This window comes from Paenibacillus alba, from assembly GCF_013204855.1.
Taxonomy (GTDB): domain Bacteria; phylum Bacillota; class Bacilli; order Paenibacillales; family NBRC-103111; genus Paenibacillus_E; species Paenibacillus_E alba.
The window spans coordinates 35644-56420 of record NZ_JABMKZ010000043.1 but is presented as its reverse complement, the minus strand read 5'-3'; the positions used below and the strand labels follow the sequence as shown (position 1 = coordinate 56420).

General features: G+C 48.3%; 21 protein-coding genes. 13 read left to right on the top strand and 8 right to left on the bottom strand.

What is annotated here, in order from left to right:
• Nucleotides 1-21 precede the first annotated feature (21 nt).
• The 10 genes from HQN90_RS32695 (at nucleotide 22) to HQN90_RS32650 (ending at nucleotide 10742) form a co-directional block, all read left to right on the top strand.
• Nucleotides 22-1023 (top strand): ABC transporter permease, encoded by a 1002-nt coding sequence (locus HQN90_RS32695; protein WP_173226877.1) that lies wholly within the window; start codon nucleotides 22-24, stop codon nucleotides 1021-1023.
• A 125-nt stretch (nucleotides 1024-1148) separates the two neighbouring features.
• Entirely contained in the window at nucleotides 1149-2117 is a 969-nt protein-coding gene (locus HQN90_RS32690) for an ABC transporter substrate-binding protein (RefSeq protein ID WP_173226899.1), read from the top strand.
• A gap of 103 nt (nucleotides 2118-2220) precedes the next feature.
• The gene (locus HQN90_RS32685) at nucleotides 2221-3837 is read left to right on the top strand and encodes a response regulator transcription factor (RefSeq protein WP_173226875.1); all 1617 of its coding nucleotides are present in this window, start codon (nucleotides 2221-2223) and stop codon (nucleotides 3835-3837) included.
• A 17-nt stretch (nucleotides 3838-3854) separates the two neighbouring features.
• Nucleotides 3855-5624 carry a cache domain-containing sensor histidine kinase gene (locus HQN90_RS32680; protein ID WP_246362951.1) on the top strand — a complete coding sequence of 590 codons (1770 nt, stop codon included), beginning with the start codon at nucleotides 3855-3857 and terminating at the stop codon, nucleotides 5622-5624.
• 9 nt (nucleotides 5625-5633) lie between these two features.
• Nucleotides 5634-6614, top strand: coding sequence for a substrate-binding domain-containing protein (locus HQN90_RS32675; RefSeq protein ID WP_216855534.1), 981 nt, complete (start codon nucleotides 5634-5636; stop codon nucleotides 6612-6614).
• 29 nt (nucleotides 6615-6643) lie between these two features.
• On the top strand, nucleotides 6644-7525 hold the full coding sequence (locus HQN90_RS32670; protein ID WP_173226783.1) for a prolipoprotein diacylglyceryl transferase: 882 nt from the start codon (nucleotides 6644-6646) through the stop codon (nucleotides 7523-7525).
• The gene (locus HQN90_RS32665; protein ID WP_173226871.1) at nucleotides 7522-7905 is read left to right on the top strand and encodes a DUF3905 domain-containing protein; all 384 of its coding nucleotides are present in this window, start codon (nucleotides 7522-7524) and stop codon (nucleotides 7903-7905) included. Before HQN90_RS32670 ends, HQN90_RS32665 begins: the two co-directional genes overlap by 4 nt.
• A gap of 132 nt (nucleotides 7906-8037) precedes the next feature.
• Entirely contained in the window at nucleotides 8038-8595 is a 558-nt protein-coding gene (locus HQN90_RS32660) for an RNA polymerase sigma factor (protein WP_173226869.1), read from the top strand.
• Entirely contained in the window at nucleotides 8552-10198 is a 1647-nt protein-coding gene (locus HQN90_RS32655) for a DUF4179 domain-containing protein (protein WP_173226868.1), read from the top strand. Before HQN90_RS32660 ends, HQN90_RS32655 begins: the two co-directional genes overlap by 44 nt.
• Nucleotides 10199-10304: 106 nt before the next feature.
• A complete protein-coding gene (locus tag HQN90_RS32650; protein WP_173226866.1) occupies nucleotides 10305-10742 on the top strand; it encodes a BrxA/BrxB family bacilliredoxin in 438 nt (145 codons plus the stop codon).
• Nucleotides 10743-10978: 236 nt separating this feature from the next.
• Here HQN90_RS32650 and HQN90_RS32645 read toward each other — a convergent pair whose 3' ends face one another.
• Nucleotides 10979-11116 (bottom strand): hypothetical protein, encoded by a 138-nt coding sequence (locus HQN90_RS32645; RefSeq protein WP_173226864.1) that lies wholly within the window; start codon nucleotides 11114-11116, stop codon nucleotides 10979-10981.
• Nucleotides 11117-11248: 132 nt separating this feature from the next.
• Between HQN90_RS32645 and nadE the strand changes: the two genes are divergently transcribed.
• Nucleotides 11249-12058, top strand: coding sequence for an ammonia-dependent NAD(+) synthetase (nadE, locus tag HQN90_RS32640; protein WP_173226861.1), 810 nt, complete (start codon nucleotides 11249-11251; stop codon nucleotides 12056-12058).
• A gap of 42 nt (nucleotides 12059-12100) precedes the next feature.
• Here nadE and HQN90_RS32635 read toward each other — a convergent pair whose 3' ends face one another.
• Nucleotides 12101-13078, bottom strand: a complete 978-nt coding sequence (locus tag HQN90_RS32635) for an aldo/keto reductase (protein ID WP_173226852.1) — start codon at nucleotides 13076-13078, stop codon at nucleotides 12101-12103.
• A 206-nt stretch (nucleotides 13079-13284) separates the two neighbouring features.
• On the opposite strand from HQN90_RS32635, the gene acpS reads away from it, so the two are divergent.
• Nucleotides 13285-13671 (top strand): holo-ACP synthase, encoded by a 387-nt coding sequence (gene acpS, locus HQN90_RS32630; RefSeq protein ID WP_173226850.1) that lies wholly within the window; start codon nucleotides 13285-13287, stop codon nucleotides 13669-13671.
• Nucleotides 13672-13739: 68 nt separating this feature from the next.
• On the opposite strand, the gene HQN90_RS32625 is transcribed toward acpS, so the two are convergent.
• Entirely contained in the window at nucleotides 13740-14207 is a 468-nt protein-coding gene (locus tag HQN90_RS32625; protein WP_173226848.1) for a c-type cytochrome, read from the bottom strand.
• 426 nt (nucleotides 14208-14633) lie between these two features.
• Nucleotides 14634-15170, bottom strand: a complete 537-nt coding sequence (locus HQN90_RS32620; protein WP_173226846.1) for a hypothetical protein — start codon at nucleotides 15168-15170, stop codon at nucleotides 14634-14636.
• Nucleotides 15171-15293: 123 nt separating this feature from the next.
• Between HQN90_RS32620 and mutY the strand changes: the two genes are divergently transcribed.
• On the top strand, nucleotides 15294-16418 hold the full coding sequence (mutY, locus tag HQN90_RS32615; RefSeq protein ID WP_173226844.1) for an A/G-specific adenine glycosylase: 1125 nt from the start codon (nucleotides 15294-15296) through the stop codon (nucleotides 16416-16418).
• Between the two features lie 103 nt (nucleotides 16419-16521).
• Here the strand turns inward: mutY and HQN90_RS32610 are convergent, their stop codons facing one another.
• The 4 genes from HQN90_RS32610 to HQN90_RS32595 form a co-directional block, all read right to left on the bottom strand.
• Nucleotides 16522-17205, bottom strand: coding sequence for a Crp/Fnr family transcriptional regulator (locus tag HQN90_RS32610; protein WP_173226842.1), 684 nt, complete (start codon nucleotides 17203-17205; stop codon nucleotides 16522-16524).
• Nucleotides 17206-17455: 250 nt separating this feature from the next.
• Nucleotides 17456-18067, bottom strand: a complete 612-nt coding sequence (locus HQN90_RS32605) for a superoxide dismutase (protein WP_079410808.1) — start codon at nucleotides 18065-18067, stop codon at nucleotides 17456-17458.
• Nucleotides 18068-18151: 84 nt separating this feature from the next.
• Nucleotides 18152-18358: a hypothetical protein gene (locus tag HQN90_RS32600; protein ID WP_173226781.1), complete on the bottom strand. Its 207-nt coding sequence runs from the start codon at nucleotides 18356-18358 to the stop codon at nucleotides 18152-18154.
• A gap of 85 nt (nucleotides 18359-18443) precedes the next feature.
• Complete coding sequence (locus HQN90_RS32595) at nucleotides 18444-20651, bottom strand: PAS domain S-box protein (RefSeq protein ID WP_173226840.1); 2208 nt, start codon at nucleotides 20649-20651, stop codon at nucleotides 18444-18446.
• Nucleotides 20652-20777: the final 126 nt, after the last annotated feature.

Below are 20777 nucleotides of genomic sequence, written 5' to 3'. Positions count from 1 at the left end.
GGAAGTCTTAGGAGGATTCTTATGTCAATTTGGATTGAACGTAAAAAGATAGTTCCCACCATGCGCAGCCAAACAGGTGCAGCCCAAAAGCTGCTGGCTTTCGCAAGCTTAATTATGCTGGTGATCATATTCTCTGCGGCTTCCGGCAACTTTTTTCAGTTCGACAACATCGTTGCGATCATGCTCTCTACCGCCGTTATTGGCGTACTTGCGCTTGGCTCAACGTTCGTCATTATCACCTCTGGTATTGATCTGGCTGTCGGAACTGTCATGACCTTCTCCTCGGTGATGGCTGGCGTCATCATCACGACGTGGCATTTGCCCATGCCGCTGGGGATTGTCGGAGGCATTCTCACCGGAGCGGTCTGCGGTCTCGTAAGCGGGCTTCTCGTTGCCAAGATGAAGATCCCACCTTTCATCGCAACGTTAGCCATGATGATGGTGACCAAGGGTTTATCGCTCGTTATATCAGGAACGAAACCGATTTATTTCAACGATACACCTATGTTCTCGAAGATAGCCATGGGATCAATTATCAGTTCCATCATTCCTGGCTTGGAAATCCCGAATGCCATTCTCATTTTTTTTGGCGCTGCCATTATTGCCAGCATTGTTTTATCCAAAACGATTATTGGCCGTTACAACTTCGCCTTAGGGAGCAACGAAGAATCCACGAGGCTTTCCGGTGTTAATGTGGACTATTGGAAGATTGTCATCTACTCGCTGACCGGCTTGTTCAGCGGTCTCGCCGGGATCATGATGGCCTCCCGCCTTAATTCTGCGCAGCCTGCGCTCGGCTCCGGCTATGAGCTGGAGGCAATCGCCGCTGTCGTTATCGGGGGTACCTCCTTAAGCGGCGGCAAAGGCTCCATCTTGGGAACCGTTATCGGGGCTCTCATCATGAGCGTGCTAACCAACGGTCTGCGCATCCTGTCTGTCAAACAAGAATGGCAAACAGTTATTGTAGGTATCGTCGTTGTATTAGCGGTCTATGCAGATATGATGCGGCGCCGGAAGAAATAAACATCGGTATTCACTCCATGTCGGAGTTTGATACAACAAAATATGAAACGTAAGGGGAGATCGGTTTGCATACACGGAAAAAGAAATTCGCGGTAGTTTCATCCTTATTATTGGTAACAGCGTTGATGTTAGGAGCTTGCGGCTCCAAAACGACGGATACCAAAACAACGGGGGCAACGGCTGCGCCAGCAGCAACAGCAGCGCCTGTGGCGGCAAAGGCAGATAAGCTCTATATTCCGGTCATTTCAAAAGGCTTCCAGCATCAATTCTGGCAAGCTGTTAAACAAGGGGCGGAGAAAGCGGCCAAAGAATTTAATGTGGAGATAACCTTTGAAGGGCCTGAAACAGAAACACAAGTGGATAAGCAGATTGAAATGCTGCAAGCCGCACTTGGCAAAAAGCCGGCTGCGATCGCTTTCGCAGCACTGGACAGCAAGGCGGCTACCCCGCTGCTGGAGAAGGCTAAGGCCGGCAAAATCCCGGTTATCGGCTTCGACTCCGGTGTCGACAGCGATATTCCGATAACGACTGCCGCCACCGATAACAAAGCAGCCGCAGCTTTGGCAGCGGATAAGATGGCTGCGCTTATCGGCAACGAAGGCGAGATCGCACTGGTTGTGCATGACCAAACAAGCCGCACGGGGATTGACCGCAGAGACGGCTTTACGAATCGGATTAAAGAAAAGTATCCGAATATCAAAATTGTCGATACGCAATATGGCGGCGGCGATCAACTGAAATCCACCGATTTAGCGAAGGCTATTGTGCAAGCACACCCTAATGTCAAAGGTTTCTTCGGTGCGAATGAGGGCTCAGCTATCGGTGTTCTTAATGCAATGGCCGAGCTGAAGAAAGAAGGCAAAATCGTCGTCATCGGCTACGATTCCGGCAAGCAGCAGATGGATGCGATTCGCAGCGGCAAAATGGCCGGAGCCATCACCCAAGATCCAATCGGCATCGGGTACTGGTCGGTGAAGGCAGCTGTTCAAGCGATTAAAGGCGAAACCGTTCCGAAATCGATTGATACGGGCTTCCACTGGTACGACAAAACGAATATTGATGCGGCCGATATCAAACCGCTGCTATACGAATAAGCTGGAAGAGGCTGCGCCCAAAGGGGCAGCCTCTATTGTTATTTTATGGAATTGCTGTGTACAATGAATGTAGCGCTTGATTCCGATCAGAGGTGAAGCCCGTATGTACAGAATCATCCTAATTGATGATGAAGATGAAGTCAGGCAAGGCATCCAGAGGAAGACGAATTGGGAAGCCTGCGGCTTTCAGTTGGTCGGTGATTTCGATAATGGCAGAGATGCCTATGAGGCGGTAGAAAGGCTTCAGCCGGATGCCGTGATTACCGATATTTGCATGCCTTTCATGGATGGCTTGCAGCTTGCCACGTTGATTTCTGCGAATTACAGGGACACGAAGGTGGTAATTGTAACCGGATACGAGGACTTCGATTATGCGAAGCAAGCCATCAAGCTGAAGGTGAAAGACTATTTATTGAAGCCGATTAACTCAGCGGAGTTTACCGAGTTCCTGCATAAGCTGAGACTTGAGCTGGATGAAGAGCGAGCGCAGAGAGAGGATGTTACCTTCCTCCGTCATCAGTTTCGCGAAAGCATGCCGCTGCTGCGGGAACGTTTCCTCGAAAGATTAGTCACCTCTTGTATCAGAGCGGATGAGATTGAACGCAAGTTCCAGCTCTATGGACTCTCCTTGCAAGGTCCGGGTTATACGGCGCTTGCCCTTGATATTGATGAGTTTCATCGCGAGGCTTACATAGATCAATTAGCGGAAGAAGAGCTTTTGCGTTTCGCTGCCTATAACATTTTGCATGAAATTGTGGAAAAAGAGCACGGCGGTATTGTATTCCGAACTCGGGACGATAAGCTTATTGCGCTGATCTCCGGTGATCCGCATCTGATGCAGCTGACCTGTCAAACGCTTGCCGAGCATGCGAGGCACAGTATCGAGAAATATTTGAACATGACCGTAACCGTGGGTATTGGACGATCATACGAAAGCCTGCGAGAGCTGCCCAAATCGTTTCAGGAAGCCATATCTGCCTTGGATTACCGCTTTTTGCTGGGGAAGAACCGAATTATTTCGATCGGAGATATGGAGCACGGGAGCAGCCTAGACAACCTTAGCTACACGCATATGGAGAAGAGGTTGATCTCAGCCATTAAGACGGGTGACAAAGCGGCTGTAGCCCAAACCTTGCAGGAATGGATCGACGAGATGAAGAGGGCTGGCTGTTTGATGGATAAATGTTATGGCAAAATGAATAAATTGCTCGTTGCTTTAATGAATGTTTTGGCTGAAACGGGTTTTGAAGAAGCAGCCGTGCTGGGGGATCATTCGTTCATGGAACTGTATGGAAAGAGAACGTTGGATGATATGCGGCTTTGGCTAGAGGCTATTTGCTTAGCGCTCGTCGAGCTGCTCTCGGATAAACGAACCAAGGTTTCGCAAGCCCAGATGGAAGCCGCAGTTGCTTACATTCATGAGCATTATGCGGACGAACAACTCTCGCTTCAGCAAGTGTGCAGTCAAATCTATATGAGCATGAGCTACTTCAGCGCATTGTTCAAACCTCATACCGGCATGACATTCGTGGAGTATGTGACTCGGTACCGTCTGGAGAAAGCCAAAGACATGCTGGCGGCTTCCCAGCTGAAGACCTACGAATTGGCGGCTAAAGTTGGCTATAACGATCCGCAGTATTTCAGTGTTATTTTCAAAAGGAACACCGGCATGACCCCCAAAGAATTTAGGGCGGCGCACAAAGGCCAGTTGAGCCTATGAGAATGTGGAGTCGCCCTATGCAGTTCAAAAGCATCCATACCAAGATCGCGCTGGCATTCTCCTGTCTCATTCTGTGCACAACGGTGATCCTGAGCTACAGTGCCTATCGTCTTTCGACCGCAGCTGTGACGGATACTTCGCTTGAATATACGAAGCAGCTGATTGATCAGGTGGATAAAAACATTCAAACCTACATTGGCAACATGGAAAGTATTGCTACCTTATCTTTGAGCAATACCGACCTCAAGCGGTACTTGGCGTTGAACAATCCGAATGAGTCCGACGGGAAGCAACTGGCGAATCAGATTAGCAGTTATTTTCATACGATCGTTGCCTCGCGGAATGATATCGCTTCCATTTTATTCGCAGGGTCTAACGGAGCCTTAGTTTCTGAGCGGACGGGAAGCGAGTTTAAGCCTTTTTCCGAATTAGTTGCCCAAGAATGGTATGCCAAAGCGAGCAAAGGCAGTGGGGATGTGACGATTTCCTCTTCCCACGTGCAGCACCTGTATCAGGATGAATACAAATGGGTCGTCTCGATCAGCAAGCAAATGCCGAACCCTCTGCCGGGAGCAGCGAGCGGTGTTCTGCTCGTAGATCTGAATTATAACGTGATTAACGATCTATGCAATCAAATTCAGCTGGGCCAGCGAGGTTATGTGTTCATTCTTGATCAAGCCGGAGATCTCATCTTCCACCCACAGCAGCAGCTTATTTATTCGGGTCTGAAATTCGAGGATATTCCTACGCTTATGCAAGCCAAAGAGGGGACCTACCATACCCAAGAGACAGAGCCTAATAAAATCTATACCGTCAGCACCACGAGCTTTGGCTGGAAGATCGTTGGAGTTACCTATGCGGGGGATTTGATAGGAAATAAGAAGGAAATGCAGTTGACCTCTCTGATGTGGGGGGGCATCGCCCTCATTATTGCTTTGGCGATTTCCATCTTGTTGTCTATTACGCTTACAAGACCAATCAAACAACTGGAAGTTCATATGAAGCAAGTGGAAAAAGGGAATTTCGACATTCGTGTCGATGTGGAAGGTTCGAACGAAATCAGTAAGCTGTCACGCACGTTTAATCTGATGATCGCCAAAATCAAAGAGCTGATGAATCAGGCTCTGGAGGATCAAGAGTCCAAACGGATCAGTGAGCTGAAGGCGCTGCAGGCGCAGATTCAGCCCCATTTTCTATACAATACGCTGGATTCTATCATTTGGATGGCGGAAATGGAAAAGGTGGATGAGGTGGTCACCATGACCTCAGCCCTGTCCAAATTGCTTCGTTCGAGCATCAGCAAAGGGGAAGAACTGATTCCGATCGCAGTGGAATTACAGCATATCCAGAACTACTTGACCATTCAGAATATTCGGTATCGGAATAAATTTACTTATGCGATTGAAGTGGATTCGGATTTGCTGAGCAGCAGCATTTTGAAAATTATTTTACAGCCGCTCGTCGAAAATGCGATCTACCATGGCATGAAGCATCTGCCGGAACGGGGTCATATTCGCATCACGGGACGCAGGAGCGGTGGGATGATCGAGCTTAAAGTAATAGATAACGGCGTCGGGATGAGTGAAGAGCAGTTGAGAGGCCTAACGCTGAAAAACCGGCAGACAGAGTCGGGCAAGGGCTTTGGCTTGCACAACGTCAATCATCGCATACAGTTATATTTCGGCGAGCTGTACGGCTTGCAATTCGAGAGCGAGCTGGAAGAAGGCACGACGGTAACCGTTCGCATACCGGATATCCCGCCTAATGAAAGTCAAAGTGAGAAGTGAGGTGCCAGTTTGAAAGTTAGAGTAAGCGCTATTGCGGTAGCCATCCTGCTGGCTATCCTCGTGACAACTGCGTATTTCCTTCTATCCAAAGGCATAGAAAGCAAAAATAGACCGCTGATCCTTATCCCTAAGACCACAAATCCGCATGTGGAATTTTGGCGTGTTTTGAATCAAGGGGCTAGTACCGCAGCCAAAGAATACAATACCGAATTGAAAGTCATCGGTACCCCGTCCGAGTCTGACATTGACGAGCAGATCAAGCTGGTGGAAACACTCATCGCGGAGAAGCCCAAAGCCATCATTTTAGCTGCAACAGATTATAATCGGCTAGTTCCCACTGCGCAAAAAATCCTTAATGCGGGCATTACGCTCATTACCGTGGATTCCGGCCTGGAAGGCGGAATGTCTGCCAGCTTCATTGCCACCGACAATTATGTCGCAGGGCGCAAAGCGGTGGAAACTATGAAAAACTATGTGCAGGGTCCCGCCAACTATGCGATTGTCAGCTTTGTCAAAACGTCCAAGACGCAGATGGATAGGGAAAACGGGGTTCGCGATCATTTGCAGAAAGATCCGTCCGTACAGATTTTAGACACACTGTATAGCAACGGTTCGGAAGAAAAAGCCTATGAGCAGACCAAAGAGCTCCTTGCCAAGCACTCGGATATTCGCGGGATTTTCGGGCTGAACGAGGTGTCTACGATTGGCGCCGCAAGGGCGCTTAAGGAGCTTGATCCTGAGAGGAAAATTAAGCTGATCGGTTTCGACAGCTCAATGAATGAAATTGCTTTTCTGGAAGCGGGAATTTTGCAAGCGACTGTCGTGCAGAAACCTTTCAACATGGGTTATTTAGCGGTAAAAACAGCAATTCAGGCATCGGAAGGTCATAAAGTCAGCACAACGATGGATACAGGCTCAGAGGTGATTACCAAAGATAATATGTATACCAGCGAGAATCAAAAGCTGTTATTTCCCTTCGTAGAGAAGTAGAATAATGCTTAAGAGAGGGGCTGGCTGCAATGCCTGATGTATTACAGATTGGACCGCTTCAACTGCAAGGAAAATTAGCGGCAATGCTCCTGGCTGTCCTAGTAGGCTTATGGGTTATGCGGATTGTTTCAAAGCGATTCAGTCGAGAAGCTGGGACGCCGCTTGCAAAATCAGTAGATGACATCGCCTTTAACGCGGCTTTGATCGTCATTTTGACTTGGAAATTGGGCATTTTGTTGACACAGCCTTCCATATGGAAAAGTCCCTTGAAAATCCTGATGGTGCCCGGCTCCAGCACAGAGCTGCTGCTAGGATTGCTGCTTGCTGGCGGCTATACGTATTGGCAACTGCGCAAGTATCGCATTCCACTCTATGTGTTCCTCGATATGTTGACAATGGGGCTGACGGCTGCCTTGTTCCTCGTCTGTGCGCTGATTCCGGCTTACGGCTTGCCTACCGCTCTGCCATGGGGCATTGGTGTCGAAGGCACCGTATCTCGCTTTCATCCTTTTCATGCCTATACAGCCCTTTTGCTTGTTCCTCTCCTGATTTGGCAGCATGTTCGGGAAGGGCGCAGCCGTTCGTTAGGACAAGGCATCCTGCTTAAATATTCGCTGCTTTTTGGGGGCGCGGCAGGGATGCTGGCCAGCTTGTTCGCTGCTGCTGAACCAACCGCCGTGTACCTGAGCGTACCGCAGCTTGCGTACCTGTTCATGCTTATTCTTGGAATGCTTCTCCCAACATTGGCACATAATACTGGCAGAAGGGAGCTGAGTACCATGAGTCAAAATGATTCCAAAACCCAAGTTCAGCAAGAGCAGCAAAACAAAGAGCGTGAGAAGGCCGCACCGGCAGGTAAAGAGGGCTTTGTTGATAAAAAACTGGACGGTCCCAACCGGCCATCGACATGAGCAAGGACCAGAAGAAGGCTGTCTCCGCTCAGGACCAGAGTGAGCTTGACCCGTTCGAAATTGATTTTCTCCCGCAATTTGAGCAAGGCCGTGGCCCTCATGAAGCTTTCGTGAACGAGCACGGTGTTGTCATCGGCGATCACGAGTATGAATCCGACAATTCTCCGCTGGAGCAGTGGACGGCCGAGACCGATCCCGAAGTCATGGCGGGGGATGAGTGGGTTCATCCCTATAAGGATATTGGCTTCCAAAGCGCCGAGAACCGCGACTACTTTGAAAAAGGGATCGCGCCGCAAGGCGGTATATTCACGCATCCGGATAAGGATGTTTCTTTCGATCCAGGCGAGAGCACCACGAAGCAAAAGGAAGATGAGGCGTGACCAATCAACCGAATTTACAACAAAGAGGCCTGCCGAGCAATTCGGTGGGCCTCTTGCTTGGTATGCGATCATAAAAAAGTGAACCTTTTATCGACTCAGATTGTTTATAGTGTAAAAAGAGAGGTGAATGCATTGACGGAAAAGGACGTATTCGACCTGCATAAGAAGGAAGTCTATCGAACCTGTTACTTCATGCTTCAGCATGGAGCAGATGCGGAAGATGTTTGCCAAGAAGTATTCATAAGCGTGTTCAGACACGATTGGCGACAGGTCGAATATTTGAAAACGTGGATTCTGCGAGTCGCTGTAAATCAATGTCTGAACCATCTGAAGAAGCATTCTCGTGATCATGCGAAGCGTCTCAGATGGCAGCAAGGCCATACGCAAGCTTCGGAGAAGACGGTGGAAGCTATTCTTGCAGATAAGGAATCAGCCATGGAATGCACGCAGCTATTAGAGCGGCTGCCCGATAAGATGAGAGTTGTCGTCTCCCTGCGTTATTTAAATGAGTACAGCTTAAGTGAAATTGCCGATATCGTTGGCATCCCGCTAGGAACTGTCAAATCGCGTTTGAACAAAAGCCTGCAGTTGATGAGGCGCATGGTAGAAAAGCATAGCGTAGATTCCCGACAAGGAGGCGGCACTTATGGACAAGGCAGAACAAACCTTTTCTCGGTTTTTAGACGATAATCAGGAGATGGCTTACCCGGATTTCGATAAAATGTGGGAAAGAATTGAACCGAGTCTCCCCAGTGGCAGATCGGCTCTGAAGGCTGTGGATTTAGCTTTGCCTAGAAAAAAAAGATACCGTAAAGTCGCAATTCTTGCAGCATCTGCGGCAATTATGGTTGCAACACCGGTCTTTGCAGCTTTTACGTATAACTGGGAGAGCTTATTTCCGCATCGCAGCGGGATTCAGGCTGTTTTGCAGCAAGGGCTTGGTCAAGTCATCGATCAATCTGTTACACATGAAGGCATTAAGCTGACAGTTAATAAAGCCATTGTAGACGATAACCGCACCGTTATTTTATATAGCCTCAGCGCCCAAAAAGGGTCCGTGAAAGATATGTATTTTACCGAAGTGACGATGAAGGACAGCCAAGGCAAGACTATTGAAGGCAATCGGTTTCAGCGCTGGGATGAAGCGACCCAATCGATGAACGGCTACTTCGAAACGGAGTGGACCCCCAAACAGTCGGAAGATGATGTCCAGTTCACAGCGCAGAAACTGCATTCTTTAACGACCATAGAGAGAGAGCTTGATTTCAATCCGATGAGCGGTCAAACAGGATCGTTTGCGATTCACCAAGACGGCATCGACAATCTGACGCTTCAGCCGTTTGAACAGGGGGAAAAGACGTTGTTGAAATCGTCCATCCTCTTTAACGACCCCGAGGCCAAAGCATTTGCCTCCCCGAAAATTGCTGTCTACAAAGACGGGGTTCTTCTCAAAAGTGAAGGCCATGATGCATTTGGGGAACCTGGGGAGCACGGTGAATATACAGGCCGGCAAGCTTTCAAGACGGAGGAACTCAAGGCTTCTGGAATTAGTTATAAACTGAGCTATAACAAAGAAACTCGACGTGTGGACGAGGCGTGGACGTATCAGCTGCATTTGGACAAAAAGCAAATGCTTAGCGGCACGATCAAGCGTGAGCTGAACATTCCGATGGAGGATTCAGGCATCACGATGGTGTTGAAGGAAGTGATCATTACACCGACGCAAATTCGCGTGAAGGCTAGCCATGAGAAATACGTCCAGTTTCCATATAAGAATTATGAATTGGAAATTGACGGAGTGCGATTGACGGGTGGGTCTTCACATAACGAGAAGGATCCGACAGAAAGCATCTACCGCTTCGAACGGCCGATCGGTATGGAGATTAAAGCAAATAAGCCAATCGCCTTCATTGCTTCCTATCATGTGCAGGAACATAAAGATGCCAAGGATCTGATTCGACTTACGAATATTAGTGAGAAGAAGCAGACAATAACGACGCAGGTTGGCGGATATCCCGTCGTATGGACTTACTATAGGCAGGATCATAATCTGTTCGTGCAGAGCGAAAGTGCCGATCCTAGCTTTGGCGGCGTGAACCAGACCTATATGGGGAAAGGAAAAGATGAGCTTCTAGGGAAGCCAGTAACGGCTAATTTTAACGGTGATGGCAATAATCAGGCGATCGACATGTACGCCAATTATGAGAAAAATGAAGCCGAGCTGAACATCTTCTGGTACTATACGGAGAAACCTGAGCAATCTTTGAAGGTAGAACTAATTCCTGCGAATTAATGGAATAGACGTGTCAGCACTTTGCTTTCATCGCCAACGGATGTATAATAGAATGAATACCATTTACGTTTTATTATTAACTATTAAATCCTAAGGGGTGGCACATATGGCAATGTCTTTTGATTCGTACATGAAAGATATGGTTAAACCGATGAGAGAAGATTTGACTCGTCTGGGTATTACAGAACTTCTAACGCCAGAGCAAGTGGAAGAAGCGATTGAAAAATCGAAAGATGGCACGTTGCTGCTTGTCGTTAACTCCGTTTGTGGTTGCGCAGCAGGTCAATGTCGTCCAGGCGTGGCAAAAGCGCTGCAAAACGATACACTGCCAACTTACACGTACACCGTGTTTGCTGGACAAGAGAAGGATGCAACTGCGAAAGCGCGTGAATTCTTGGCGCCGTACCCGCCTTCATCCCCATCCATCGCGTTGTTCAAGAATGGTGAGCTGGCTCACTTCATTCAACGTCACCAAATCGAAGACCGTTCCGCTGACATGATTGCCGGCGATTTGATTGGTGCTTTTAACGAATATTGCAAATAAGGTAAGACGTTATCAACAAAGAGGCTCTTTGCAGTTGCAACTGCAAGGGGCCTCTTTTCTTTGGATATATTTTAAAAAGATAACGGCTACCCTTCTGGTTTTACGCTTAAACAGCAGCTTGTTTATCCATATATTTATGGCATTCAACATAGAATTCATCAGGTTCATCCATAAAGAGATAAAGCCGATCAACGATTTGCCGTTTTCCAAACAGACGGATCATCGTGGTTTCATTTTTAAAATGAAATACCAACGGTCAGAAGTTGATTATTTGCTTGGTACATATGGGATTTAACAATAACGAGGTCAATGAGGATTATAAATAAGCTTAAGCCCATGAAATAACCTATGTTGCTTTTATAAAGTTTGAACATACTGTAAGACTCCTTTCAATATGTATCTCCATCTAATATACAGGCTGGCCTTTGAAATTTGAAGTGCGAAAGTCTATACTAATCTGTAAAGCACAATAGGCTTCCTAAACGAAAGAAAAGGTGGAGAGAACGATGAGTTTGCAAACCGATATTATTGCGAAGCTTGGCGTGAAACCGGAGATCGATATTGATGAAGAAATTCGCAAACGCGTGGATTTCCTGAAAAATTATGTGCTGGGTGCAAACGCCAACGGTCTGCTGATTGCAATCAGCGGCGGCATTGACAGCGCGGTAGCGGCTGGCTTGTGCAAGCAAGCGACGGACGAGCTGACAGCGGAGAAGGGCAAGGAGTACAAAACCGTTGGCGTATTCCAGCCTTACGGGCAGCAAGTCGATATCGAAGACAGCTACGCGGTGGCGAAGGCTTTCGATTTGAAATATCAAATCGAGAATAACATTGAAGAGGCTGTCGATGAAATCGCCATTGAAGTCGAGTATGGACTCAAGCATATCGGCGTGCATCAGCATGTCAGCCGTGGCGGCAAAGGCAACATCAAAGCGCGCACGCGCATGGTGATGCAGTATGCGTTGGCTTTTGAACTGGGCTTGATCGTTGTCGGCACAGACCATGCCTCTGAAGCGATCACAGGCTTCTTCACCAAATATGGCGATGGAGCAGTCGACATTACACCGCTGAGCACGTTGAACAAGCGCCAAGTGCGCTCCTTGGCAGCGAAGCTGGGCGTTCCGCAGAGCGTGCTGGATAAAGCGCCGACAGCCGGCCTATGGGACGGTCAAACGGACGAGAATGAGCTGGGGATTACCTATGGCGACAACAGCGATTACTTGGAAGGCAAGCAAATATCGGCTGAGGCGCAAGAGAAGCTGGAGAAGCAATATTTGAAAACGGAGCATAAACGGATTCCGATTCCGGGTATCTAAAATAACCAACCCCCGACCATTTGGTCAGGGGTTGTTGTTCATCTATGGCATGCGAGCGCCGCGGGAGCTCTCGAGCAGTGTGTACCATTCTTCGCGTGTCATGGTTTCGGAAATGCGCACAGCATCTTGGCAAGCAAGAACGCGCTTATCTGAGGATGTACCGATGACTGGCTGAATGCGCGCAGGGTGTTTCATTAACCAACCCAGAACGATGGATTCTGGTGTTGTTTCTTTTTCGTTAGCTATTTTTTGTACGAGAGTGGCTGTGTTTTTGATCGTTTCAGGCGCATCTTCCGGTAGACTGCCGGAGAATTTGCCTTGGGCCAGCGGGCCCCAAGCTTGAATTTGAATATCGGCCATTTGGCAATGCTCCATGATGCCATCAGCAAAGTTCACGCCTAGGCCGTCCTTTTGATTGACCAAGATGCCTTGTTCAACCCAGTCGATGCGAGCCAAGCTCATCTCCAACTGATTCACAACGAGCGGCTCAGGCAGTGAGTTTTGAATGAAGCGAATTTGGGCAGAACTCATATTGGATACCCCAAAGTGCCGTACTTTTCCAGCGGATCTCAGCGTGTTGAAGGCTTCTGCGATCTCTTCCGGCTCCATGAGCGGGTCAGGGCGGTGCAGCAGCAGCACATCCAAATGTTCCACGCCTAGGCGCTGCAGAATACCATCAACAGAGGTCAGGATATGACCTTTGCTGAAATCAAAGCGCTGTGGATTCACTTCGTCATGAAAGCGAATACCAACTTTGGATTGCAGAATAATTTGGTCGCGCAGATCGGGTCTTTTTTTGAGGATTTCACCAAAAACAGATTCGGATTTGCCTCTTTTATAAATATCGGCATGATCAAACATGGTAATGCCTATGGATAAGGCAGCTTCCACTGCTTTCTCAGCAATGATGTAATCTTCTTTGGTATAAGGGGTGTTGTTCCATTCTCCGCCAATTCCCATACAACCGAAAACGATCCGGCTATTGGAGATTCCGCGTTTTTCTAGCGGCATAATTCTCATTCAGTTGGCCTCCTAGCAATTTAGTCTATGTCCAGTATACCCCTTGTTCAGGGATCGTAGAAGAACTGAAAATAGAGTGACTTACTTACCTTGAAGTAAGCAGGGGGAGGAGAGGGGGAAGAAAAATGGGAGTGAACCTTGACCGCTGGCGCAGAATCATGTAAATTGAACCCAAAATGCAGGAAGAAAAGTGGGGCATAGCCACGATGATTATTGGAGTTGGAACAGATTTGGTTGAAATCGCGCGACTGCGCAAGATGCTGGAGGGCTCGTCAGGCGAAAGATTTCTGGAGCGCATCCTGACGCCTCAGGAGCGGGAGCTGGCACAGCAGCGGCGTGGTCGGCTTGCGGAGTTTGCTTCCGGCCGTTTTGCAGCGAAAGAAGCGATTGTCAAAGCGATTGGCTGCGGGATAGGCAAGCAAATTGGCTTTCAGGACATTGAAGTGCTGCCGGATGCTCTGGGCAAACCGATCTGCTCAGTGAGGGAAGAAGCACTGCTGCGGGCAGGCTTAAATGGCAGCCATCGTCTCCATATTAGTATTACGCATACAGAAACAATGGCTGCCGCCTATGCGATTGTGGAGGAGCTATAAAGAAGGGCCCAGCCAAGCACGAATGATATTGCGTGCTTGGCTAGGCCCTAGCTATACCGCTATGGCTGCTATTTTTTGGAGCTTAGCCAGTCGGTGAGCAGTCCGATTTCTTCTTCGGACAGCTTCGTTTTGTAGACGGGCATGCCGCCCCCGCCGTTCTTGATTTGGTCCGCGATTTGCTCACTGCTCAGCTTGCTGCCGACCTTCTGCAAATTCGTCTTGACGCCGACTTTGCCTTCCAGATCCACACCGTGGCAGCTGATGCACTTGTTCGCGGTGAAGAGCTCCTGCGCCTTCACGTACGCAGGGTTGCTCTCGCTCGCGGCGGTTGCGGCCGGCGCCTTCGGGGTGGCGCTGCCACCCGAAGTGCCGCCACACGCGGCTAGCGCGAGCACGAACGGCGCAAGGATGAGCGCGCCGATCGTTAGTCGCCGCGCTGCGCGCAACGGCGCTGGATAGCAGCCGGATGAATCATCCGGCTGCTTGTTGTCGTTCAGGCTTGCGGCGACGCAAGCCTGTTTGGTTTGTTTCAGCATGAGCTGCCCCCTATGCTTGATTGTGTTTGTTGGCAGCTATGATTCAAGCTGCCGTTTTGCTTGACTTAGCCTCTTCCGGCCCCGCCGAGAGGCCGAAAATCAGCCCTAAAGTGAGTCCAACGCTCACTTTACCAACTTTAAGCCTGTTTTTCAGCCTTAAAGTGGAAGAACCTCGCCAGAGCCTCGCCCTAGCCCGCCGAGAGGCCGAAAAACAGCCTAAAGTGAGTCCAACGCTCACTTAACCAACTTTAAGCCTGTTTATCAGCCTTAAAGTGGAAGAACCTCGCCAGATCCTCTCCCTAGCCCGCCGAGAGGCCGAAAAACAGCCCTAAAGTGAGGCCAGCGCCCACTTAACCAACTTTAAGCCTGTTTTTCAGCCTTAAAGTGGAAGCCTCCCGCCGAGTCCCCGCCAACTGGTCCAAAAATCTACCGCCCCCAAACCCGCAGCATATACCCGCCGGCAATCAGGCTAATGCCGCCCATGCCTTCCAGGATGACAGCGGAATAGCCCAAATACCACACGCCCATCAGGGCAGTCAGCGCGAACATCCACAAGCCAAGGTAGATCATTGGCCTGCCGAGCAGGAGGCCGACCTGCACGAACCCGATGGCGAGGACGAACGCTCGCAGCACAGGGCTGAACAACGGGCCGACAGCGCCGATGGCCTCGAGCAGCGCAATGGCTGCGATGAGCATCACGCCTGGCAGCAGCAGCAGTGCTGGGTGCCCCCATCCACTCCGTTCAGCGGAGTCATCCTTGCGGAAGTCTTTGCGCAGGCTCCAAAGTTGAATTAAGCTCGCCACAACGGCGGTGATGAAAGCCGCTTGCTTCAACCAATCCAAGTCGCGCCAGTAAATCGCGAAGTCCATAATAGCGCTGAACATCCACTCGCCGCCCCAAATGAATAACAAGGGGATTAAGGCGTGAGCTTCGCCAATCCAAGCTTTCCTTTTATTTGCCAAATCAGTTTGCTTCGAGTTTTGCATACATTCACCTCTAGTTTTATGTTCCACACTTCTCGTATAATGGAGACATGTCCATTCATTCATTATAACTGGAACGTGCCCCATAGAGAAGGAGAGCTCATGTACAGCGAAGAAAAAAAGCAATATTTTTCCAGAAACCTACTGGATTGGTACCATACACATAAACGCGATTTGCCATGGCGCCGAAGTAAAAACCCTTATTATATATGGATTTCCGAAGTCATGCTGCAGCAAACTAGGGTGGATACAGTCATTCCGTATTTCCATCGCTTCATTGATCAATTTCCAACGGTTGAAGCCTTGGCGACAGCGCCGGAGGAAAATGTTTTGAAGGCTTGGGAAGGGCTTGGATATTACTCGCGGGCCAGAAATCTGCAAACGGCTGTGAGAGAAGTTCACGAGCGTTACGGCGGTATTGTTCCCCAGACCAAAGAGGAGATTTCCTCACTGAAGGGTGTTGGTCCGTACACATCGGGGGCGGTTCTAAGTATCGCTTACAATAAGCCAGAGCCCGCTGTCGATGGGAATGTAATGCGGGTATTGTCACGTTATTTTCTCATCGAAGAAGATATTATGAAGCCATCGACTCGAACAGTTATGGAAAAGCTGGCGCGTGAATTGATTTTGGAGGGAACCGCAAGTGATTTCAATCAAGCTTTGATGGAGCTTGGGGCGATGGTGTGTACGCCGCGTTCGCCGCACTGTCTGACGTGCCCGGTTATGGCGCATTGCTCTGGGCGCGAAGCTGGCATGGAAGAGGCTTTGCCTATCAAAAAGAAAGCCAAACCGCCGCGCCCCGAATTGCGGGCTGTAGCCCTTATTGAAGGCACAGGTGGGCATGAAGGGAAATGGCTGATCAGACAGCGACCGCAAGAAGGCTTGCTGGCTAGGATGTGGGAGCTTCCGCATGTGGCTTGGGGCTCTGAGGGATGGCTTTCCGATGAGGAAAATGGCAGCCTGCTTCGCCAAAACCTTGCCGATCAAGAGCAAATTCTGATCCAGCCTGACGAATGGTTCATGGATACGGAGCATATTTTCAGCCATATTGTCTGGAAAATGAAGGTCTACCGCGCGAAGCTTGGCGACGCCAATCGTCCGGGTCATGGGGGAGAATGGATCCCGTTTCATTATCGCTGGGTTGGACCGGAGGAGCTGCAGCAGTACGCTTTTCCGAATGTGTTCTTGCGCATTATGAAAGAATGGCAGGAGCGAAGTGTGGATTAGGTTGGTTTGGGGAGCTCGGGGCATAGTCCTGGGGCTCCTTTTTAGTGCGCACAGCAAAAGCTGCCCAGTTGCACGCATGCAAAGGCAGCTCTTCTAGGTCTCTTCAACGAATTTCCTCTTTAATAGCATCCACATTTCGCAAGGTGATCAATTTTTTATCCGTTTGAATAAGGCCATCATCGAGCAGTTCTTGCAGCACCTTCGTAACAGACTCGCGCACGGTGCCGACCATATTGGCAATTTGCTGATGGGTAAGTTTGACGTTAATCAACAGGCCGTCGGCAGTGGGGACACCATGCTGCTCAGATAGTCGGATGATGGTTTTCATGATGCGGGAACGAACGCCTAGGAAGGTGAGATCATATATTTGTTCATTCGCCTGGCGAAGTCTGCCCATCGTTGTTTCTAGAAGCTTTAAGAGGAGCTTCGGGCTCTTTTCCATGTATTGGCCAAATACGGCATGATTTAATATGTAAAATGTACAAGGCTCCAGCGTCTCTGCGGTAGCTGAACGGGTATGCCCGCTGCCGATCAGGGACATTTCCCCGAAGAAATCGCCATCCCGAAACAAAGCAAGGATAATCTCTTTGGATTCATCCAAACGGTATATCTTGACGACACCTGATTTAATAAGGAAGAATTCCCCGCCGTCATCGCCTTCAAAAAATAAAATACTGCCCTTTTTCAACTTTTTTTCTGTAAATAAAGGCGCTAATCCCTCTAAATCATCTTCCGTAAGCTGTTGGAAAAGGGGGACGTTTTGAAGTAAAGAAATGATTGTTTTCATTGTTCATTCATCTCGTTTCGGTCCTAGTAAACGACCAGCTGTTCACGGATTATGGCGGGTGGCGCCATCCATTCAGTTCGTTGGTTCAATTTCTTGACCCTAATTATATCGTACAGCTTTCCAACGATTGCGTAAAGGACTTCTGATCCGTCTTTTTGGCGCACGCACTCCCAAGCTGTTGAAAAACAGAAAAGGAGCTGCCAAGTAGATGCTACTTGGGACAGCCCCTTTTTAGATAAGGAGTTAACGCTTATTTCGCTGCGTCGTAACGTTTGCCAACTTCGGACCAGTTCACAACGTTCCAGAACGCTGCGATGTAGTCAGGGCGTTTGTTTTGGTAGTTCAGGTAGTAAGCGTGCTCCCAAACATCTAGACCAAGGATTGGCGTTTCGCCTTCGAAGATCGGGCTGTCTTGGTTCGGCAAGCTGTATACTTTCAATTTGCCGTCTTTGTCAACAGCTAGGAAAGCCCAGCCGGAACCAAAGCGTGTAGTAGCTGCTGCTGCGAAGTCAGCTTTGAATTTCTCAAAACCGCCAAGCTCGCTTTCGATAGCTGCTGCCAAAGCGCCTGTAGGTGCTCCGCCAGCGTTAGGTGCGATTGTTTCCCAGAAAAGGGAGTGGTTCGCGTGTCCACCACCGTTGTTGCGAACGGCAGTACGGATATCTTCCGGAAGGCTGTTCAGGTCAGCGATCAGGTCGTTAAGGGATTTCTCGTGCAAAGCTGGGTGTTTGTCCAGAGCTGCATTCAAGTTTGTTACATAAGCATTATGGTGACGGTCGTGGTGAATTTCCATTGTTTTTGCATCGATATGTGGCTCGAGTGCATCGTTTGCGTACGGAAGAGCTGGTAATTGATGTGCCATTGTATAAATACCTCCTAATATTATGTAGTTTCAACTTCATTATGAAGGAATTTCGATAATAAAGCAACATGTATGTTTACTAAGTCAGACGCCACGACGCTCAAGCTCGTGAATGATTTGACTATGGATGTGAGTGCCTTGCTCGTTGAGCCAAGGAGATAAATCACTCATGGTCCTATGATTGAATTGAAGTTCAATCTCCGTCCATTCACTGGGCTTCACAGAGCTTAATACTTGAAAATCACGTATATTCCGTGGGTAGGTTGAAGAAGATTCCTCTTGGTCAGACATGGTTTCACCTCGCATTCATCCTATACAATCCGAAGTTTTACCGCTTTTTATACATGTGATGTGAAAATTTGTCGTATGTATTTCATTATTTTGCCGCCGGGAGGCAGACCTCTATAGTAGTACCCTCATTTTCTACACTTGAAACTTTAATTGTGCCGTTGTGATTCTCGATGATCTTCTTGCTCACCATGAAGCCGAGACCCGTTCCGGTTTCCTTCGTTGTTAAGAAGGGTTGTCCCAGCTTAGCCAGAATATGCTCTGGGATTCCGCATCCTTGATCAATGAAGCGCAAAAGTATCGTAGCTACGTTGGTACGGATTAATTGAATTTGGATTTTGCCCCCATGCGGCATCGCTTCAATGGCGTTTTTGATGAAATTGATACACACTTGTTTCAATTGATTTTCATCACCTAGCACGTAAATGGCACATGGTTCAAATTCGGTTTCGACTTGCACGTTGTTCATATTCGCTTGCGATTCCAGCAGTGTTGTGACTTGACGCAGAAGAATCTGAATATCTTTGCGTTCGGTATGAATGAGCTGAGGCTTAGCTAAGATTAACAGCTCGCTTAGAATCATCTCAATGCGTTCAATTTCGGAAGAAATGATATCGAAGTACATGGGCTTTTCGGTCCTGCCGGATCTCAAAAGCTGCATAAAACCTTTGATAGCTGTAATGGGGTTGCGGATTTCATGGGCGATGCCCGCTGCAAGTTGACCTGCAATTGACAGCTTTTCGGAGTTGATTAATAATTCTTCCGCTTGCTTATAGGTAGTTAAATCTCTCAGCGTAAGAGCCCAGCCATTGGGCTTCCCTGCCTCATCTTGGATGGTAAAAAACGAGATCATAACAGGGAGGTCATCGCCATTTTTTTTCTTTCGAACCGTCTCGAGACAATAGGGCTGCAGTTGTTTAAGCGCTTCAACGCAACCGGGCCTGGATTTATCGGGGATGAAGGGGAAGTCAAATACATTGATGCCGACGATTTCCTGGGATGTCCATCCGAATGTGGCTTCAAAGGCGAAATTAATTTTCACCACGTCGCATTCCGTATTGATCATCATGACCGGATCAACATTGTGATTGATGAAGGACTCGAGTTTTTCTTTCGTTGCCCGCAGCTCATTTTCAGCTTTTTTTCGCAGAGTGATATCCCTGCCAACACCAATTACTTGCGAGAGGGTTCCTTGTTCATCGCAAATCATTTTAACCGTCGTTTCGAACCAAACATAATGTCCTTGCTGATGACGAACACGGCATTCAAACATATCGACGTCGCCATCCTTAAAAAGACCTCTCTTAAGAAAGCCTTCCAGATCGTCAGGATGCCATAAATCTGTCATCGTCGTTCCGATCATTTCCTCGGGTTCATAACCAAGCAAACGGCGAACAGCCGGAGAGATATAACGCGTTATGCAATCTGGCGTAGCAAATGTGATAATATCCAGCGCATTGTCGGAAATAAGCAGAGATAAGGCTTGAGCCTCCTCTAATTTCGCCATCATCTGCATACGTTCCGTAATGTCCCTCGTTACGATAATGATTTCGTTTAATTTCCCCGTGTCCGCATCCGTAACGGTAATCCCTGCGGCTTCGAGATGTAAGTATTCACCATCCTTTTTGCGTATTCGATAGGTAAGATTAGAAAATTTACCGGTTTGAACAACCTTTTGATAATCTTGAAGCGCGGTAGCATAATCGTCAGGGTGTATGAAAGCAAGTCCGGATTGGCCGATCATCTCCTCGGGCGTATATCCAAGGACTGCCTGACAGGAAGCGGATACCTCTAAATAGATACCCTCTGGGCTATGAATTGTAATGAAATCAAAGCTCTGATTGACAATGGACCGAAACATAAGATCCTTGCCATGCAAAAGCCGCTCATTCTCTTTCAGGCGATTCTCCACGTGCTTTTGATCGGTCAAATTAATGATTTGGGAGATAAAGAATTGAGGCGTATTGTCTTCATCCACAACGAGCGAAACGGCTAGCAAAGCCCAAATGATATGTCCATCTTTATGAAAATAGCGTTTCTCCAGCTGATAGGAATCTCTTTGGAAGGCAAGCAGCTCGACCAGATGGTGATTATCTAGCTCCAAATCCTCCGGATGGGTAATTTCCTGAAAGGTCATCGTGTTTAATTCAGCTTCCGGGTATCCTAGTATCGTGCAGATCGCAGGGTTTGATTTAAGTACGCCTCCATCCAAATCAACCAGAGCCATGCCAATCGGTGCGTACTTGAAAGCTTGCGTGAATAAAGATTCATTAACTAATCTATGGTCAAGTGACATGATGAACTACCTCCGGATTAATGCATAGGACTCTAGATTCATTGATGGTTTCTACCATAAGCATCTTATTTCCTGCATTTGCCTGCCTATAATTTTGGAGTACGCTTCTCGAGGCCATCTCAATGC

Excerpts from the sequence above, each read along its gene's own strand:
- HQN90_RS32695 (WP_173226877.1), top strand. The coding sequence starts at position 22 with ATGTCAATTTGGATTGAACGTAAAAAGATAGTTCCCACCATGCGCAGC.
- HQN90_RS32690 (WP_173226899.1), top strand. The coding sequence starts at position 1,149 with ATGTTAGGAGCTTGCGGCTCCAAAACGACGGATACCAAAACAACGGGG.
- HQN90_RS32685 (WP_173226875.1), top strand. The coding sequence starts at position 2,221 with ATGTACAGAATCATCCTAATTGATGATGAAGATGAAGTCAGGCAAGGC.
- HQN90_RS32680 (WP_246362951.1), top strand. The coding sequence starts at position 3,855 with ATGCAGTTCAAAAGCATCCATACCAAGATCGCGCTGGCATTCTCCTGT.
- HQN90_RS32670 (WP_173226783.1), top strand. The coding sequence starts at position 6,644 with ATGCCTGATGTATTACAGATTGGACCGCTTCAACTGCAAGGAAAATTA.
- HQN90_RS32665 (WP_173226871.1), top strand. The coding sequence starts at position 7,522 with ATGAGCAAGGACCAGAAGAAGGCTGTCTCCGCTCAGGACCAGAGTGAG.
- HQN90_RS32655 (WP_173226868.1), top strand. The coding sequence starts at position 8,552 with ATGGACAAGGCAGAACAAACCTTTTCTCGGTTTTTAGACGATAATCAG.
- HQN90_RS32650 (WP_173226866.1), top strand. The coding sequence starts at position 10,305 with ATGGCAATGTCTTTTGATTCGTACATGAAAGATATGGTTAAACCGATG.
- HQN90_RS32645 (WP_173226864.1), bottom strand. The coding sequence starts at position 11,116 with ATGTTCAAACTTTATAAAAGCAACATAGGTTATTTCATGGGCTTAAGC.
- nadE (WP_173226861.1), top strand. The coding sequence starts at position 11,249 with ATGAGTTTGCAAACCGATATTATTGCGAAGCTTGGCGTGAAACCGGAG.
- HQN90_RS32635 (WP_173226852.1), bottom strand. The coding sequence starts at position 13,078 with ATGAGAATTATGCCGCTAGAAAAACGCGGAATCTCCAATAGCCGGATC.
- acpS (WP_173226850.1), top strand. The coding sequence starts at position 13,285 with ATGATTATTGGAGTTGGAACAGATTTGGTTGAAATCGCGCGACTGCGC.
- HQN90_RS32625 (WP_173226848.1), bottom strand. The coding sequence starts at position 14,207 with ATGCTGAAACAAACCAAACAGGCTTGCGTCGCCGCAAGCCTGAACGAC.
- mutY (WP_173226844.1), top strand. The coding sequence starts at position 15,294 with ATGTACAGCGAAGAAAAAAAGCAATATTTTTCCAGAAACCTACTGGAT.
- HQN90_RS32610 (WP_173226842.1), bottom strand. The coding sequence starts at position 17,205 with ATGAAAACAATCATTTCTTTACTTCAAAACGTCCCCCTTTTCCAACAG.
- HQN90_RS32605 (WP_079410808.1), bottom strand. The coding sequence starts at position 18,067 with ATGGCACATCAATTACCAGCTCTTCCGTACGCAAACGATGCACTCGAG.
- HQN90_RS32600 (WP_173226781.1), bottom strand. The coding sequence starts at position 18,358 with ATGTCTGACCAAGAGGAATCTTCTTCAACCTACCCACGGAATATACGT.
- HQN90_RS32595 (WP_173226840.1), bottom strand. The coding sequence starts at position 20,651 with ATGTCACTTGACCATAGATTAGTTAATGAATCTTTATTCACGCAAGCT.